Source organism: Acinetobacter sp. NPDC052428 (genome assembly GCF_044547685.1).
Lineage (GTDB): Bacteria > Pseudomonadota > Gammaproteobacteria > Pseudomonadales > Moraxellaceae > Acinetobacter > Acinetobacter lwoffii_G.
The window spans coordinates 22,408-37,520 of the sequence record NZ_JBIUAT010000027.1 but is presented as its reverse complement, the minus strand read 5'-3'; the positions used below and the strand labels follow the sequence as shown (position 1 = coordinate 37,520).

Sequence of the window (15,113 nt, the reverse complement as noted above, 5' to 3'; positions counted from 1 at the left end):
TTGCAGCTGTTAAAGTTGTTTTACCATGGTCAACGTGACCAATTGTGCCCACGTTAACGTGTGGCTTATTACGTTCAAACTTAGCCTTAGCCATGAGATCTTCCTTTTTAAACTACTCATGCAGGATCACTGCATGAGCACTTGGGTTTAACTATGAATTAGTTTGGGCTTATAGTAATCGAAAGATTACTCGTCGTCACCTTTTTTACCGCCAGATTGGAACTTAGAAATGATGCCTTCAGCCACGTTACGTGGAGTTTCAGCATATTTAGCAAATTCCATAGAGTAAGTCGCACGACCTTGAGACATAGAACGCATAGAAGTTGCGTAACCAAACATCTCAGCCAATGGAACTTCAGCACGAATGGCTTTAGTACCACCAGGAAGATCGTCCATACCCTGAACCATACCACGACGACGGTTTAAGTCACCCATGATATCGCCCATGTAGTCTTCTGGAGTTTCTACTTCAACTTTCATGATCGGTTCAAGAAGGATAGGATCCGCTTTCATGAAACCATCACGGAAGGCATAAGAACCCGCCATTTTGAACGACAATTCGTCAGAGTCGACGTCATGGTAAGAACCATCAAACAATGTCGCTTTAATGCCAACTACTGGGTAGCCAGCCAAAACGCCATTCTTCATACGTTCTTGAATACCTTTGTCAACCGCGCCGAAGAATTCTTTAGGTACAACACCACCTACAACTTCTTCAACGAATTCGTAATCTTTTTCAGACTCAGGATCCATCGGTTCTAAACGTACATATACGTGACCGAATTTACCTTTACCACCTGTTTGACGTACGAATTTACCTTCTTGCTCAACAGACTTTTTGATCGTTTCACGGTAAGAAACCATTGGCTTACCAATGTTAGCTTCAACACCGAATTCACGCTTCATACGGTCAACAATGATGTCAAGGTGAAGCTCACCCATACCAGCAATAATCGTTTGACCTGATTCTTCGTCTGTACGAACGCGGAATGATGGATCTTCCTTAGCTAAACGCCCTAAAGCGATTGACATTTTTTCTTGGTCAGCTTTAGTTTTTGGTTCAACAGCCAATGCAATTACTGGCTCTGGGAATTCCATACGCTCAAGTGTGATGACATTTTTCTCATCACAAAGTGTATCACCTGTAGTTACATCTTTAAGACCTACACATGCCGCGATGTCACCCGCACGAATTTCTTCAACGTCTTGACGATCGTTCGCGTGCATTTGCACGATACGGCCGATACGTTCACGCTTAGCTTTCACTGGGTTATAAACAGAGTCACCTTGTTTAAGTACACCAGAATAAACACGTACGAATGTCAAGTTACCCACGAACTTGTCGTTCATAATTTTGAACGCAAGTGCGGAGAACGGAGCTTCGTCAGATGCTTCACGAATCGCTTTAGTTTCAGCTTTATCGTCAAGAACACCTTCGATCGCTTTAACTTCTGTAGGCGACGGCAAGAATTCAATTACAGCATCCAACATACGTTGAACACCTTTGTTTTTGAATGCTGTACCACAAAGCATCGGTTGAATTTGACAAGCCAAAGTTTGGACACGTAGACCAGCAATGATATCTTCTTTAGAAAGATCGCCTTCTTCCAAGTACTTGTCCATGAGTTCTTCAGAAGCTTCTGCAGCCGCTTCCACCATGTTAGTACGCCATTCAGTAGCAGTATCAACTAGCTCAGCTGGAATCTCGCCATATTCGAACTGCATACCTTGAGATGCTTCATCCCAAATGATCGCTTTCATTTCGATTAAGTCGATAACGCCTTGGAAGTTTTCTTCAGCGCCGATTGGTACAACGATTGGCACTGGAGAAGCGCCTAAACGAGTTTTCATTTGCTCAACAACACGGAAGAAGTTTGCACCTGTACGGTCCATCTTGTTCACGAATGCTAAACGAGGTACTTGGTATTTGTTCGCTTGACGCCATACAGTTTCTGACTGCGGCTGAACACCACCTACAGCACAGTAAACCATACATGCACCGTCAAGAACACGCATAGAACGCTCAACTTCGATCGTGAAGTCAACGTGTCCCGGGGTATCAATTACGTTGATACGGTGTTCAGGGAATTGCTTAGACATACCTGACCAGAATGTAGTTGTCGCAGCAGAAGTAATGGTAATACCACGTTCCTGCTCCTGTTCCATCCAGTCCATTGTTGCTGCACCATCATGCACTTCACCGATTTTGTGAGATACACCTGTGTAGAACAAAATACGTTCTGTAGTCGTGGTTTTACCAGCATCAATGTGCGCAGAAATACCAATATTACGGTAACGAGAAATTGGGGTTTGACGTGCCATGATTTCTTGCATTCCTAAATTTTGTTGTTTAAAACAGGACGCTTTAAGCTGCATAGCAACTTAAAGCGCTTTGGTGACAGAACCATGACGGTCTTATCACCCTCCTGAATAGGGCCTGTTTTATCTGCTTAGAAACGGTAGTGAGAGAATGCTTTGTTGGCTTCAGCCATACGGTGCACATCTTCACGTTTCTTAACCGCAGCGCCTTTGCCTTCAGATGCATCAAGCAACTCGCCAGCAAGACGTAAAGCCATAGTTTTTTCAGAACGCTTAGCAGCAGCATCTACTAACCAACGCATCGCTAGAGCAGTACGACGGGATGGGCGTACTTCCATAGGAACTTGGTATGTAGCACCACCAACACGGCGTGCTTTTACTTCGACCATAGGACGAACTTTTTCAAGAGTAGTCTCGAAAAATTCAACTGGGTCTACTTTAGATTTTTCTTGAACGCGGTCTAAAGCACCGTAAACGATACTTTCAGCAATAGATTTTTTACCATCTTGCATTACGTGGTTCATGAATTTAGCGATTGTTTGGCTGCTGAACTTAGGATCCGGAAGGATTTCACGAGCAGCGACTACGCGACGTCTTGGCATTTTAAACTACCTATAAAGATGACACTTCAGGTTTATCCAGCATGAGTACAAAGTGTCATGTACTACTCGCTGGCCTTACTATACGTCGCTTGGAATTTTCACAAAATTAATGCAGAAATCAGACAAGCGAGACGATAAAGGATTGCGGTTCTACGTTCTTAAAATTTAATTCTTAACGAATTATTTCTTAGGACGTTTAGTACCGTATTTAGAACGAGACTGGTTACGATCTTTAACACCAGCACAGTCTAAAGAACCACGAACGGTATGGTAACGTACACCTGGTAAGTCTTTAACACGACCACCACGGATAAGAACAACACTGTGCTCTTGTAGGTTATGGCCTTCACCACCGATGTAGCTAGAAACTTCGAAACCTGAAGTTAAGCGAACACGGCAAACTTTACGCATTGCTGAGTTAGGTTTTTTAGGTGTAGTTGTGTAAACACGTGTACAAACACCACGGCGCTGTGGACAAGCCTTCAACGCAGGAACTTTAGATTTTTCAACTAAAGTCGTACGACCCTTGCGGATCAACTGATTTGTTGTTGCCATTTGGCAATTCTCCCGTTAATAAAAAGCCCCAAAAAACTACTACTTTTTGAGGGCATGCAATTGTAATTCAAGATGCAAAATTGGTCAACCTACTCAAGCCAAGCAAATACCGTTTCTCACGACATTTGCCTGCTTTTATTTACCTTCAAAATTCGCTTATTTTTTTGAATTTTTACTGACTTTTTTAGTCACATCTTGAGCTTCAGATTCAGTTTTCGAATTTTCTTGATCGTCTACACCCTGCTGTGAAGTCTCTGTAGCAGCTTCTGCCTCGTCAGCAGCTTCTGGATGCAGTTCAGCTTCGATTTCCGGATCAAATGAAGTTTTGGTTAAAGCCGGTTGTTGCGACTGCTTGTCTGCCGCAGGTTCAACCAACTCATCGTTGAGCGCCTCCAGCCCTTCACTCACCTTTTCATCTTTCTTCATTTCTGCTTCTTCAGAGCTTAGATCATTCTGTTCTTTTTTGACCAGCTTGACTTGGGTAATCGTGTTATTGCCTTCAATCATAATATCTTTATCCATGATCGGCTTATCTTTCGCAGGCTCAACTTCGTGAGAGGCACCATTTAAGAGTTTTGGAGTTGCCTGTTGCAACAAACTGACTGCTTTTTCATAGGCAGCATAAGGAGACAATTGCGAATCCTGATGCTGAATCAGGTATTGGCGTGCATGCGAGAATGCTTCCTGAGCTTTCTGATTTACATCCTCGACAAAACGATGGCTATATACTGCACCAATACCTGCACTCGCCAGAGGTGTCAGTTTGGTTAATCGCTCCAGAATCGAAATTTTTGGCAGATGATTCATCCATTCCCATTTAGCCTCTCCCTCATGACGACTCAGCCATTGCTTGATGGCGCTGACATCATTATCAGAACCTAGCATGGCTTGTAGCTGCGAGATATCATGAGTTTTAAGCGTATTACTTAAAGCTTTTAAACCTAATAACAAGGTTTGCTTTTCTGCAATCAGGCTCAGGTCAATCTGTCTAAAGATATGCTGGACGATTTCCTGATCATCTTCTTTGCTCAGGTCAAAACCATAAGAGCGACCGACTTGATAAATGGTACGCAATGCCATCATTAAAGAAGCAGGAATATCAATCGCGGTGCCAAGCATCCCCGAAGCACCACTCACTGCACCCTGCACCGTTGCAATCCATTTGTTTTGTTCACCCAAAGCCTGTGAAATTCGCTTGGATCGATCGACGTCCTGAGTCAGTTCCTCTAAATCTTTCGCACCCGCCTCATTCAGAATGGCATCAACCGAACTGGTTTGATTACTGAATTGATTCAGACGGTCATAAAAGTAGTTAGATACTTTTTCGGTCAGATCGGGCGAAACAAAATGCGCGACATTATTCACGGTATTAAAACGGCGTCCGAGAAGTTGGCGCGATACATTTGGAAGATGCTCGCGAAGCATTTGCTGAGGATTATCATATTTTTTAGCTGAAAAAGCGCTTTTCGTCTTCGCCGAACCATCAATCACCTGATCGGAGCTGGAAAGCTTCAGCGCTTTAGTCACCGAATCCGGCGCAACATGATTCAATAAATCCAATCCGGTTGAACTGAACTTTTTCGCCACTCCAAAGGCATTCGAAATCAGACCATTAGATTGTTTATTATTAGCATTTACCATTTTTTACCTCAGCATTCATGTGCTTGTATTTGGTATAAATACTAGGTGTAGTCAGCGTTTATCTCAACTTTATTCTGTTTCATTTAGTAAAACCCCTACACGCCGACTCACAAACTCAACCGACTGTCACACGGCATAACATTTGCCATAAGATTTCAAAAGTCTTTCTGCTATCATGTTCCCCATCATGAAATAAGGCTAAGCGCTGGATTGGGCGATTTTAAAACCCAGATATCTGCCGCTGCGCATAGAGCAAACTATAAGGATCTGTAGATGAAACGTGTTGTCATCACTGGCATGGGTATTAACTCATGTATTGGTAATACATTAGAGGATGTAAACCATTCTTTACAAAACGGGATTTCAGGAACACGTTTTAATCCGACTTATGCTGAACTCAATTTCAAAAGTCATGTCAGTGCTGCAGCCGAGCAGGATTTTGATGGGATCGACCGCAAACTGAAACGCTTTATGGGCGTATGTGCGATGTATGCATATAACTCAGCTCTTGCTGCAGTTGAACATGCAGGTTTAAAGGTTGAAGATCTAGCTGGCAATCCACGCTATGGTATCGCGGGTGGTTCAGGTGGTGGTTCAACTGCTTCTGTTATTGAAATGAACGAATTATTGCAAACCAAAGGTGCGCGTAAAGTCGGTCCTTTCTTTGTACCACGTAATATGACCAACACGATTACAGCAAACGTTGGCGTTGCATTCAAATTACAAGGCGTGGCGCATACCATTACCAGTGCATGTGCAACCTCTGCAGATGCCATTGGTTATGCCTACAACCTGATTCAACTCGGCAAGCAAGATTTAATGTTGGCGGGTGGCGGTGAAGAAGATCACTGGTCACAAAGCTTGTTGTTTGATGCGATGGGCGCACTTTGCTCTAAATACAATGACAGCCCTGAAACAGCATCACGCCCTTATTCTGCAGACCGTGATGGTTTCGTGATTGCCGGTGGTGGCGGTTTTGTGATCCTTGAGTCTTTGGAACATGCGCAAGCGCGTGGTGCAAATATCTTAGCTGAAGTGGTTGGTTATGCTGCAAACAGTGATGGTGCTGATATGGTTGCACCATCTGGTGAAGGTGCAACACGTTGCGTACTGATGGCTTTAGAAGAAGCAAAACAACACGGTGTCGATAAAATTGACTATGTAAACACACATGGTACTTCTACTCCAGCGGGTGACATCACAGAACTTAAAGCAATGGAACGTGCTTTCGGTGAAGGTCAGGTTCCTCCATTAAGCTCAACCAAATCAATGACGGGTCACAGTCTGGGTGCTGCTGGTGTTCAGGAAGCGATTTATTCGGTTCTGATGATGCAAAATGACTTTATTGCGCCAAACATCAACGTGACCGAGCTGGATGAAGGCGCGAAACCGTTTGATATCGTGCTTGAAAAACGTGACGCAAAATTGAATACTGTGATGAGTAACAGTTTCGGTTTCGGCGGCGTAAATGCTTGTCTCATTTTCAAAAAATGGGAAGGCTAAGCTGCCCAGTTTAGGGTGACTTGATGGATGCTCCTTCTGATGCTTTCTTGTGGGTAAAAGCATTACATATTATTGCGGTGGTTTGCTGGTTCGCGGCTTTGTTCTACTTGCCACGGTTATATGTTTATCATGCCATGAGCGAAGATGCTGTGAGCCATCGACGCTTTGAAGTCATGGAACGCAAGCTGTACCGTGGCATCATGTGGCCAGCCATGTTGGCTACCTTGATTACGGCGCACTTTCTGGTGGATTGGGGTGATGCAACGCGTCACTATCATGAAGCCTTATGGTTTTACCTTAAAGTCGGCCTGGTCGGCTTATTGGTGATTTACCATCTGGTGTGTGGTTATTACCGCAAGAAGCTGATTGATAATGCACATTACAAGTCACACAAGTTTTGGCGTTATTTTAATGAGATGCCAACCCTGATCTTATTTGCAGTGGTGATTTTAGTCGTGGTTAAACCTACTTTCTAATTCACCTGCTAAATAAAAAATCCCCGATCAGTCGGGGATTTTTTATGTCTGAATATTTAAGGATTACCACGCTGACGCATACGCGGCTTATACAGCAAACGATAGGTCACTGCCAGAATAATCAACCATAAAGGACTGATCATCAGAGCTTTTAGAGTATCAGGTTCCAAGCTTAGAATAATCAAGGCGAATAACAGGAATGCCAATACCACATAAGACATCCATACCCCACCCGGCATTTTAAAGGTCGAGGCGGCATGCTTTTGCGGTTGCTGCTTACGGTAACGGATATAGCACACCATAATGATGCTCCAGATACTAATAAACAGGATCACACACAGCGAACTCGCCAGAGTAAAGGCTTCCATGGTGTTTGGCACAAAATACTGAAATGCTGCCCCCAACATAATAAAAGCACAGGAGAAAAATAACCCTGTGGCTGGTACAGCTCTGCTAGATAACCGCGCCAAAGCTTGAGGTGCTTGTCCGTCACGTGCCAGACCAAACAACATACGGCTGGTCGAGAATACGCCACTGTTCATAGAGGACATCACTGACGACAACACCACCAGGTTCATGATAATGGCTGAAGTTGGAATACCGGCATACAGGAACAAACTCACAAAAGGACTTTGATCCGCAGGAATCAGATGCCACGGTGTGACCGACATGATCATCAGCAATGACAATACATAGAACAGAATGATCCGCGTAGGAATAGCGTTGACCGCTTTGGGTAAGTTCTTTTCCGGATCTTTGGTTTCTGCCGCCATTGTGCCGAGCAGTTCCACCCCGACAAAGGCAAACATGGCAATCTGGAAACCTGCTAGAAAACCGGTAAAGCCTTTGGGAAATAAGCCACCATGTGCCCAGACATTACTAAAGCTGGCGACAGCGCCACTCGGTGCCTGAAAACCGCTAAACACCATATAGCCACCGACAAAGATCAAACCGAGAATGGCTAAAATCTTGATTAGCGCAAACCAGAATTCAATCTCACCAAACAGTTTTACCGTGACTAGGTTAATCGCGAGAATAAACAGCACACAGCCAATACTAATCATCGCCTGCCCCATCGGGGTAAAGGCCATGCCTTCGGGCAGCCAGAAACTCAAATAGTTAATAATCGCCGCGAGATCGGCAATCCCTACCAGCACCCAACCCAGCCAGTACGACCAGCCAATATAATAGCCAGCACCCGGCCCGATCAGGTCATGGGCCATATCAATAAAAGATTTGTAATGCAGATTGGACAACAGCATTTCACCCAACGCACGCATCAGGAAGAAGAACATGCCACCAATGATCATATAAATGATCAAAATTGAAGGGCCTGCCAGGGAGATGGTTTTTCCCGATCCCATAAACAGGCCAGTACCGATACAGCCACCAATGGCGATTAACTGCAAATGTCGGTTAGAGAGTTTTCGTTGCAACTCATGCGGCGACGATTTTACGTCTTCTGTGCCCGGGGTGGTTTTCATTTTTACATCCTTTTTAATCTTTACAACAGCATCAAGCTGAATTTACAACGTTCAGTCCTCGAACGCTTATTATGATATTTTCATACTTTTTACTGCGCTGTTCAGTGAGATTTACTGCACTAAAACGACTTAAATCATTGCATGGGAGATTTCAATATCAAAAATTCAATTAAGCTTGAGCTGCAATGACTGCAATTTCAATCAGCCAGTCCGGATTGACCAAATCTGCCTGAATCGTAGCACGTGCCGGCGTACCATGTCCTTGTAACCATTCCACCCAAAGCTGATTCACGGTTTGAAAATCATCCAGATGCTTGACAAATAATTGTGCAGAAAGCAGCTGGCTTTTATCGGTATTTGCCAGTGCAAGCAATTCTTCAATTTTTGCAAAGACTTCCAGTGTTTGGCCGCGTACATCCAGATCCGTGCTATTTGGCACCTGACCTGATAGATACACAGTTTGATGATGAATCGTCACCGCACTCATGATTTGATTGCTGTTGAGTCGCTGAATGGCTGTATTGTCCTGTGTCATGCTAATCTTCCTTATTTGGGATATTTAAATAAAATTTAAATTAAAAATTTAAGCGTCAATCTGGAAATGAACCCGGGCGGTCACCGCACACATCAGCTCATAGCCAATCGTGCCTGAACTGGCCGCCACCTCATCAATCGGCAAAGCCACACCTTGGGAAGATCGTCCCCAAAGTACCACTTCACTCCCCACATTCGCCTGCGGCAGCGCAGTCAGATCTACCGCCAGCATATCCATACTGATTCGACCCAATGTCTGTGTTTTGATTGAATCGACCAGCACGGGCGTACCGGTCGCCGATAACCGTTGATAACCATCCGCATAACCACAGGCCACAATCCCGATCCGCATATTCTGCGTGGCGATAAATTTGGAACCATAGCCAATGCTCTCACCTGTCTGGATCATCTGAATGGCGATAATTTCACTGCGCAAGCTCATGCTCGGTTGCAGATTCCAGTCTTGAATCGTGTGGGTTGGATAATCTGGTGAACTGCCATACAGCATGATGCCGCTACGTACAATATCGGAATGAAGGGTTTGATGATGCCGCAGAATGGCTGCGCTATTACTGAGCGAGATTTTACCTTCAAGCCCCTGAATGGACTGGCTAAAAATCAGGTTTTGATACTGAATCCCGTCCACGCCAAAACGCTGGCCATCCGCATCGGAGAAATGGGTCATATGGGTAATGGAACGGACAGTGTTCAGCTGTTGCAGCTCCTGCCAGATCTCTGCATATTGCTGCGGCTCGAAACCCAGACGGTTCATGCCGCTGTTCATTTTCAAATACACATCAAACTGTGCATCCGGCGCTATTTCGGCAAACTGTTTCAGCCATTGCACTTGATGTCGGGAATGAATGGCAAAGCTCATTTCATGCTTCACACATGCAAATAAATCCTCAAAAGCGAAAATACCTTCGAGCAACATTAGCGGCTTCTTGCATCCCAGCGCACGTAGCCGCGCGCCCTCTTCAATATCCAGAAAGGCAAAACCGTCTGCACCTTCAAGTCCAGCATAGACACGTTCAATCCCGTGCCCATAGGCATTGGCCTTGACCACGGCAAATACCTGACTATTGGGCATACATTGGCGCGCCACACTTAAATTATGCGCAAGCGCCTGTTGATGGATAATTGCAGTAATCGGACGTGGCATACATTCCTCCTTGAATATTCCGCCTCAGATGGCTCTAAGCCGCGTGGTGATAGCGCGCCAATGACAGACCTTCGGTGCTGATTTCAGGATCACGGGCCAAGACCAGATCGCTGATTAATTTCCCTGAACCGCAGGCCATGGTCCAGCCCAGCGTGCCATGTCCAGTATTCAGGAACAGGTTTTTAAAACGGGTTTTCCCAATAATTGGCGTACTGTCCGGGGTCATTGGACGCAGGCCTGTCCAAAAGCTGGCCTGATTCATGTCACCCCCCGGGAATAAATCACGGGTCACCATTTCCAACGTGCCACGACGGTCTTCATTCAGACCCAAGTTAAAACCGCTCAGTTCAGCCATTCCCCCTACGCGGATGCGCTGGTCGAAACGGGTGATTGCAATTTTATAGGTTTCATCCAGCACGGTAGATTGCGGAGCGAAGGCTGGATCTAGAATAGGAATGGTTAATGAATAACCTTTCACCGGATATACCGGTAAATTCAGTTCAAGCGGTTTAAGGAAATCACGTGAATAACTACCAAAGGCCAGCACATATTTATCTGCCGTGAGCACCTGACCATTCACCAGAACACCTTTGATCTGATCACCTTCTACAATCAGTTTTTCAACGTTTTGATTGAACTTGAACTCTACACCCATCCCTTTGGCATGTTCTGCTAGGGCATTGGTAAACAGATAGCAGTCACCTGTTTCATCATTCGGTAAATGCAGACCACCCACCAGTTTGTCTTTTGCCTGTGCCAATGCTGGTTCTACACGCGCCAGCCCATCGCGGTCCAACAGTTCAAATTCAACTCCAGTTTCTTTCAGAACCTCGATATCGCGCTGAACCGCATCCAGCTGCGCATCTTTACGGAAAATCTGCAAAGTACCTTTCGCGCGGTTCTCATAAGAGATGCCAATATCCCGGCGCAAATTACGCAAACAGTCACGGCTGTATTCAGCCACACGCACCATCCGTTCTTTATTGACTGCATAATGCTGGGCATTACAGTTTTTCAGCATTTGTGCCATCCACTGCAATTGCCACAAGCTGCCATCGACATTAATCGCCAACGGTGCATGATGCTGGAACATCCATTTGACCGCCTTAAACGGAATACCTGGTGCGGCCCAAGGGGTCGAGTATCCTGGAGAAATCTGCCCAGCATTACCGAAGCTGGTTTCTTGCGCCGGACCTGCCTGACGATCCAGCACAGTCACGGTTGCTCCCTGCTGCGCCAGATAGTAAGCGCTTGCCACACCAATCACACCACTACCCAAAACTAATACGCGCATTACCTTAACCCTCAAACATCTTTTCAGTTTATTTCACTAGTATATTTTTGCTTTAATAGTTAAATTCACTATATTCAGACTGTATATTCAGTGAAATAAATATTTTTTCGGGCAGAATTAAAAAAAAGAGGGAAATATTAATGCGCAAATTAGACCGCATTGATCGCATGATTCTAGACATCCTGCAACGCGATGGCCGGATTGCCATTAGCGAACTTGCAGCACGCGTCAATCTATCAACCACACCCTGTTCAGAACGGGTAAAACGGCTGGAACGCGAAGGCATCATCATGGGTTATTACGCCCGTCTAAATCCGGAAATGCTAGAACGTAGTTTGCTGGTATTTCTGGAAATCAAACTCTCAGCCAAATCAGGTGATGTCTTTGATCAGGTGGCACGCAATTTGACTGAGATTCCGGAAGTCCTGGAATGCCATTTAATTTCCGGTGATTTTGATTATCTGGTCAAAGCGCGTTTAAAGGAAATGAGTGCCTATCGCCGCCTGTTGGGAGATTTACTAAAAAAACTGCCCGCTTCTGCTTCATCCCACAGTTATGTAGTGATGGAAGAAGTCAAAGAAAGTTTATATCTGGACCTAGGTATTTAGTAATGATGGCTTTTTAAAGCTACGGACAAAAACAACAAAGCCCCAAACGGGGCTTTGAGATCGAATATTGATTGGACTTATTAAACCTTAAGCAGGAATGCGTAGCACCTGTCCCGGGAAAATATCATCTGCATCTTTGAGCAACGGACGGTTGGCTTCAAAAATTTTATTATACTGATTGGCATCACCATAAAATTCTTTTGAAATTTTTGACAAGCTGTCACCTGATTTCACTGTGTAGAACTTACTTTCCGGCTCAGGACTGCTCACTGTAAGCTGATCATCCACTTTGGCGACATGATCAATATTACCCACGGCCAGAACAATCTTTTCACGATCGGCCTGACTTTGTACCTGACCTCTGACCGTCGCCAGATCGGAGGCTGAGTTATAACTGATGGATAAACCAGTGATTGGAAGGCCCAGACTTTTCACATGGCCGAGTAATTTATTTGCCACTTCCTGAGCAGAAGGCTCTGCAGGTTGTGCTGCAGCCGGCGTTGTCGTTGCAGGTGCAGCCTGTGGTTCCGCAGCAGCTGTATTCTTCTTACCGATACCTTTTACAAAATCAAAAAGACCCATAGCGGACTCCATTCTTGTTGTTAATATCACATCACCCTTATTTTTATAATGAAAACTCTATAGAGATAGTTAGTCATTGGTGACAGAAAGGTAATCGATTGTAAAACCTCCATTCATATAAAAAGCAGATACAAAAAAACCACCTCTAGGGTGGTCTTTATGTTCAGCAAAGCTGAAATCGGCGATTAACCCAGTTTCTTAGAAACGTAGTCAATTGCAGATTGAACAGTTGTGATTTCGTTAGAATCTTCATCAGGAATCGTGATGTCAAAATCATTTTCGAAAGACATAACAAGTTCAACTAGATCTAGAGAATCTGCACCTAAGTCATCCATGAAAGACGCTTCGTTTTTAATCTCTTCGATTTTGATACCAAGTTGTTCTGCAACTGCTTGCTTAACACGTTGTTCGATATCGCTCACAGGAATTCTCCTCATTGCTTGTGGCGTTTTTAATGCCGTTAGTTTAATTGAATCTAAAAAATTTGGAAAGTTTATACTTGAGCTTAACTCATGTATAAGCCCCCATTTACATGCATAACTGTACCAGTAATGTAACTGGCTTTATCTGAAGCCAAGAAACTTACGGCATTTGCGATATCCTGTGGATCACCTAAACGGTTTAATGCCACTTGCTCAGTCATTTTTTTACGAATTTCTTCGCTTAACTGTTCAGTCATCTCAGTCGCAATAAAACCTGGTGCGACCGAGTTTACCGTAATCTGACGACTGCCCATTTCTTTGGCAAGGCTGCGGCTAAATGCTTCAATACCTGCTTTGGCAGCAGAATAGTTGGCCTGACCTGGGTTGGCAAAGTGTGCCACCACAGAACTGATATTGATGATGCGGCCGAAACGCGCCTTGGTCATGCCTTTGAGTACACGCTTAGACAGACGGTAAACTGCTTTCAGGTGAATATTTAAAATATCATCCCAGTCATCTTCAGACATACGCAGCAGCAAATTGTCTTTGGTAATACCTGCATTATTGACCAACGCAAGGACTGGACCATAGTTCTGTTCGATGTCCGTTACCAGCGCATCAATCGCAGCACCATCACGTACATCTAGTACTTTTCCAGCGCCATTTTCAGCAAATTCTGCCGATAATTTTTCCGCACCTGCTTCAGACGTTGCAGTACCTACGACAAAATAACCGTCTTGAATCAATTGCTGTGCGATCGCAGCACCAATACCACGACTTGCACCTGTTACCAGAGCAACTTTACGTTCCTGTGTCATGCACTTTTCCCTTCTGCCGCCAATACGGTGTTTAATGCATCTTCCAGACGAGATTGACTGTCCAGTGGAAGTGCTTTTTGAATATTCGGCAAGCGTTTCGCCAAGTTGGTCAATACATTACCCGGACCACATTCTACGATGTACTCAACACCTTCATCTTGAAGGAATTGTAAGGTTTTAGTCCATTGTACCGACTCATAAAGTTGCGCGGTCAACGCCTGACGCAATTCATCTACACTGGTTGCCGCTTGCGCGCCTACATTTTGTAATACAGGAATGCGTGGTAGCTCAATGGCGGTTTGTTCCAATGCCGGAGCAAACTGTTCAGCAGCAGGTTTCATCAATGAACAATGCGATGGAACCGATACTGGCAATGCAATGGCTTTTCCGCCGTTTTCTTTGGCCAATGCCATCACTGCTTCAACGCGATCTTTATTGCCTGCAACGACAACCTGCCCTTGCGCATTGTAGTTCGCCGCTTCGACAGAACCTTCTCCTGCTGCAGTTGCTTGTGCACACAGCTCAATCACTTTGGCATCGTCCAGACCCAAAATGGCAGCCATCGCACCCACACCCTGAGGTACAGCAGTCTGCATGAGTTTGCCACGCAAGTTCACTAGGTTCGCAGCATCACCCAGGCTTAAAGCACCTGATGCAACCAGTGCGCTGTATTCACCCAGTGAATGGCCTGCAAGATATTTCGGTGCTACACCGCCAGATTCCAACCACACGCGCCATAAGGCAATACTTGCAGTCAGCAATACCGGCTGGGTAAATTCGGTTTGATCCAGACCTTCGCCAGTTTGCGCAATCTGCCACAGATCAAAACCGACGGCTTCAGATGCTTCTGCAAATGTCTCGCGAATACTCGCAAACTGTTCTGCAAGCTCAGCCAGCATACCAGCTTTTTGTGAGCCCTGACCCGGAAACACAAATGCAGTTTTAGTTACGGGCGCTGCTTGTTCGAGTGGTGTAGCAGACATAATAAAATCCTTTCATTCAAGAGGTGTGCTTCTTCAATCCTAACAAGAAGACTGACCAATAAGACCACCTAAATCATTGTGGAGCGCAATTTAGCATGTAATTTTGCTGGCGGTAATTGCCAAATACAAC

General features: G+C 44.9%; 16 protein-coding genes. 3 read left to right on the top strand and 13 right to left on the bottom strand.

Annotation, left to right across the window (positions count from 1 at the left end; all coding sequences use genetic code 11):
- The 5 genes from ACIG3F_RS12745 to ACIG3F_RS12725 form a co-directional block, all read right to left on the bottom strand.
- Positions 1-94, bottom strand: a 94-nt coding sequence (locus tag ACIG3F_RS12745) for a GTP-binding protein (RefSeq protein ID WP_017397055.1), incomplete at its 3' end; no start/stop codon positions are given.
- A gap of 92 nt (positions 95-186) precedes the next feature.
- Positions 187-2,322, bottom strand: a complete 2,136-nt coding sequence (fusA, locus tag ACIG3F_RS12740) for an elongation factor G (protein WP_071851492.1) — start codon at positions 2,320-2,322, stop codon at positions 187-189.
- A 128-nt stretch (positions 2,323-2,450) separates the two neighbouring features.
- On the bottom strand, positions 2,451-2,921 hold the full coding sequence (gene rpsG, locus ACIG3F_RS12735; RefSeq protein WP_004279240.1) for a 30S ribosomal protein S7: 471 nt from the start codon (positions 2,919-2,921) through the stop codon (positions 2,451-2,453).
- Positions 2,922-3,101: 180 nt separating this feature from the next.
- The gene (rpsL, locus tag ACIG3F_RS12730) at positions 3,102-3,476 is read right to left on the bottom strand and encodes a 30S ribosomal protein S12 (RefSeq protein WP_002050319.1); all 375 of its coding nucleotides are present in this window, start codon (positions 3,474-3,476) and stop codon (positions 3,102-3,104) included.
- Between the two features lie 156 nt (positions 3,477-3,632).
- Positions 3,633-5,117 (bottom strand): EcsC family protein, encoded by a 1,485-nt coding sequence (locus ACIG3F_RS12725; protein ID WP_396470210.1) that lies wholly within the window; start codon positions 5,115-5,117, stop codon positions 3,633-3,635.
- 273 nt (positions 5,118-5,390) lie between these two features.
- Here ACIG3F_RS12725 and ACIG3F_RS12720 point away from each other — a divergent pair, with 273 nt between their 5' ends.
- Positions 5,391-6,620: a beta-ketoacyl synthase N-terminal-like domain-containing protein gene (locus tag ACIG3F_RS12720; protein WP_004730606.1), complete on the top strand. Its 1,230-nt coding sequence runs from the start codon at positions 5,391-5,393 to the stop codon at positions 6,618-6,620.
- A gap of 23 nt (positions 6,621-6,643) precedes the next feature.
- A complete protein-coding gene (locus ACIG3F_RS12715; protein WP_153567169.1) occupies positions 6,644-7,096 on the top strand; it encodes a CopD family protein in 453 nt (150 codons plus the stop codon).
- A gap of 56 nt (positions 7,097-7,152) precedes the next feature.
- Here ACIG3F_RS12715 and ACIG3F_RS12710 read toward each other — a convergent pair whose 3' ends face one another.
- The 4 genes from ACIG3F_RS12710 to ACIG3F_RS12695 all read right to left on the bottom strand — a co-directional run bounded on the left by ACIG3F_RS12710 (position 7,153) and on the right by ACIG3F_RS12695 (position 11,570).
- Positions 7,153-8,580, bottom strand: coding sequence for an amino acid permease (locus ACIG3F_RS12710; protein WP_004279236.1), 1,428 nt, complete (start codon positions 8,578-8,580; stop codon positions 7,153-7,155).
- A 169-nt stretch (positions 8,581-8,749) separates the two neighbouring features.
- Positions 8,750-9,115: a RidA family protein gene (locus ACIG3F_RS12705; protein ID WP_004646105.1), complete on the bottom strand. Its 366-nt coding sequence runs from the start codon at positions 9,113-9,115 to the stop codon at positions 8,750-8,752.
- 48 nt (positions 9,116-9,163) lie between these two features.
- Positions 9,164-10,276: an alanine racemase gene (gene alr, locus ACIG3F_RS12700; RefSeq protein ID WP_191112328.1), complete on the bottom strand. Its 1,113-nt coding sequence runs from the start codon at positions 10,274-10,276 to the stop codon at positions 9,164-9,166.
- Positions 10,277-10,310: 34 nt separating this feature from the next.
- Positions 10,311-11,570, bottom strand: coding sequence for a D-amino acid dehydrogenase (locus ACIG3F_RS12695; protein WP_213686930.1), 1,260 nt, complete (start codon positions 11,568-11,570; stop codon positions 10,311-10,313).
- Between the two features lie 140 nt (positions 11,571-11,710).
- On the opposite strand from ACIG3F_RS12695, the gene ACIG3F_RS12690 reads away from it, so the two are divergent.
- Complete coding sequence (locus ACIG3F_RS12690) at positions 11,711-12,178, top strand: Lrp/AsnC ligand binding domain-containing protein (RefSeq protein WP_004279232.1); 468 nt, start codon at positions 11,711-11,713, stop codon at positions 12,176-12,178.
- Positions 12,179-12,265: 87 nt separating this feature from the next.
- On the opposite strand, the gene lysM is transcribed toward ACIG3F_RS12690, so the two are convergent.
- From lysM to fabD, 4 genes are all read right to left on the bottom strand, one after another.
- On the bottom strand, positions 12,266-12,760 hold the full coding sequence (lysM, locus tag ACIG3F_RS12685; protein WP_005104830.1) for a peptidoglycan-binding protein LysM: 495 nt from the start codon (positions 12,758-12,760) through the stop codon (positions 12,266-12,268).
- 185 nt (positions 12,761-12,945) lie between these two features.
- Positions 12,946-13,182 (bottom strand): acyl carrier protein, encoded by a 237-nt coding sequence (gene acpP / locus ACIG3F_RS12680; protein ID WP_004646101.1) that lies wholly within the window; start codon positions 13,180-13,182, stop codon positions 12,946-12,948.
- An 83-nt stretch (positions 13,183-13,265) separates the two neighbouring features.
- The gene (fabG, locus tag ACIG3F_RS12675) at positions 13,266-14,000 is read right to left on the bottom strand and encodes a 3-oxoacyl-ACP reductase FabG (RefSeq protein WP_004646100.1); all 735 of its coding nucleotides are present in this window, start codon (positions 13,998-14,000) and stop codon (positions 13,266-13,268) included.
- On the bottom strand, positions 13,997-14,983 hold the full coding sequence (fabD, locus tag ACIG3F_RS12670) for an ACP S-malonyltransferase (RefSeq protein WP_396470209.1): 987 nt from the start codon (positions 14,981-14,983) through the stop codon (positions 13,997-13,999). Before fabD ends, fabG begins: the two co-directional genes overlap by 4 nt.
- Positions 14,984-15,113 lie beyond the last annotated feature (130 nt).

Coding starts and splice junctions, on each gene's coding strand:
- fusA (WP_071851492.1), bottom strand. CDS start 2,322: ATGGCACGTCAAACCCCAATTTCTCGTTACCGTAATATTGGTATTTCT.
- rpsG (WP_004279240.1), bottom strand. CDS start 2,921: ATGCCAAGACGTCGCGTAGTCGCTGCTCGTGAAATCCTTCCGGATCCT.
- rpsL (WP_002050319.1), bottom strand. CDS start 3,476: ATGGCAACAACAAATCAGTTGATCCGCAAGGGTCGTACGACTTTAGTT.
- ACIG3F_RS12725 (WP_396470210.1), bottom strand. CDS start 5,117: ATGGTAAATGCTAATAATAAACAATCTAATGGTCTGATTTCGAATGCC.
- ACIG3F_RS12720 (WP_004730606.1), top strand. CDS start 5,391: ATGAAACGTGTTGTCATCACTGGCATGGGTATTAACTCATGTATTGGT.
- ACIG3F_RS12715 (WP_153567169.1), top strand. CDS start 6,644: ATGGATGCTCCTTCTGATGCTTTCTTGTGGGTAAAAGCATTACATATT.
- ACIG3F_RS12710 (WP_004279236.1), bottom strand. CDS start 8,580: ATGAAAACCACCCCGGGCACAGAAGACGTAAAATCGTCGCCGCATGAG.
- ACIG3F_RS12705 (WP_004646105.1), bottom strand. CDS start 9,115: ATGACACAGGACAATACAGCCATTCAGCGACTCAACAGCAATCAAATC.
- alr (WP_191112328.1), bottom strand. CDS start 10,276: ATGCCACGTCCGATTACTGCAATTATCCATCAACAGGCGCTTGCGCAT.
- ACIG3F_RS12695 (WP_213686930.1), bottom strand. CDS start 11,570: ATGCGCGTATTAGTTTTGGGTAGTGGTGTGATTGGTGTGGCAAGCGCT.
- ACIG3F_RS12690 (WP_004279232.1), top strand. CDS start 11,711: ATGCGCAAATTAGACCGCATTGATCGCATGATTCTAGACATCCTGCAA.
- lysM (WP_005104830.1), bottom strand. CDS start 12,760: ATGGGTCTTTTTGATTTTGTAAAAGGTATCGGTAAGAAGAATACAGCT.
- fabG (WP_004646100.1), bottom strand. CDS start 14,000: ATGACACAGGAACGTAAAGTTGCTCTGGTAACAGGTGCAAGTCGTGGT.
- fabD (WP_396470209.1), bottom strand. CDS start 14,983: ATGTCTGCTACACCACTCGAACAAGCAGCGCCCGTAACTAAAACTGCA.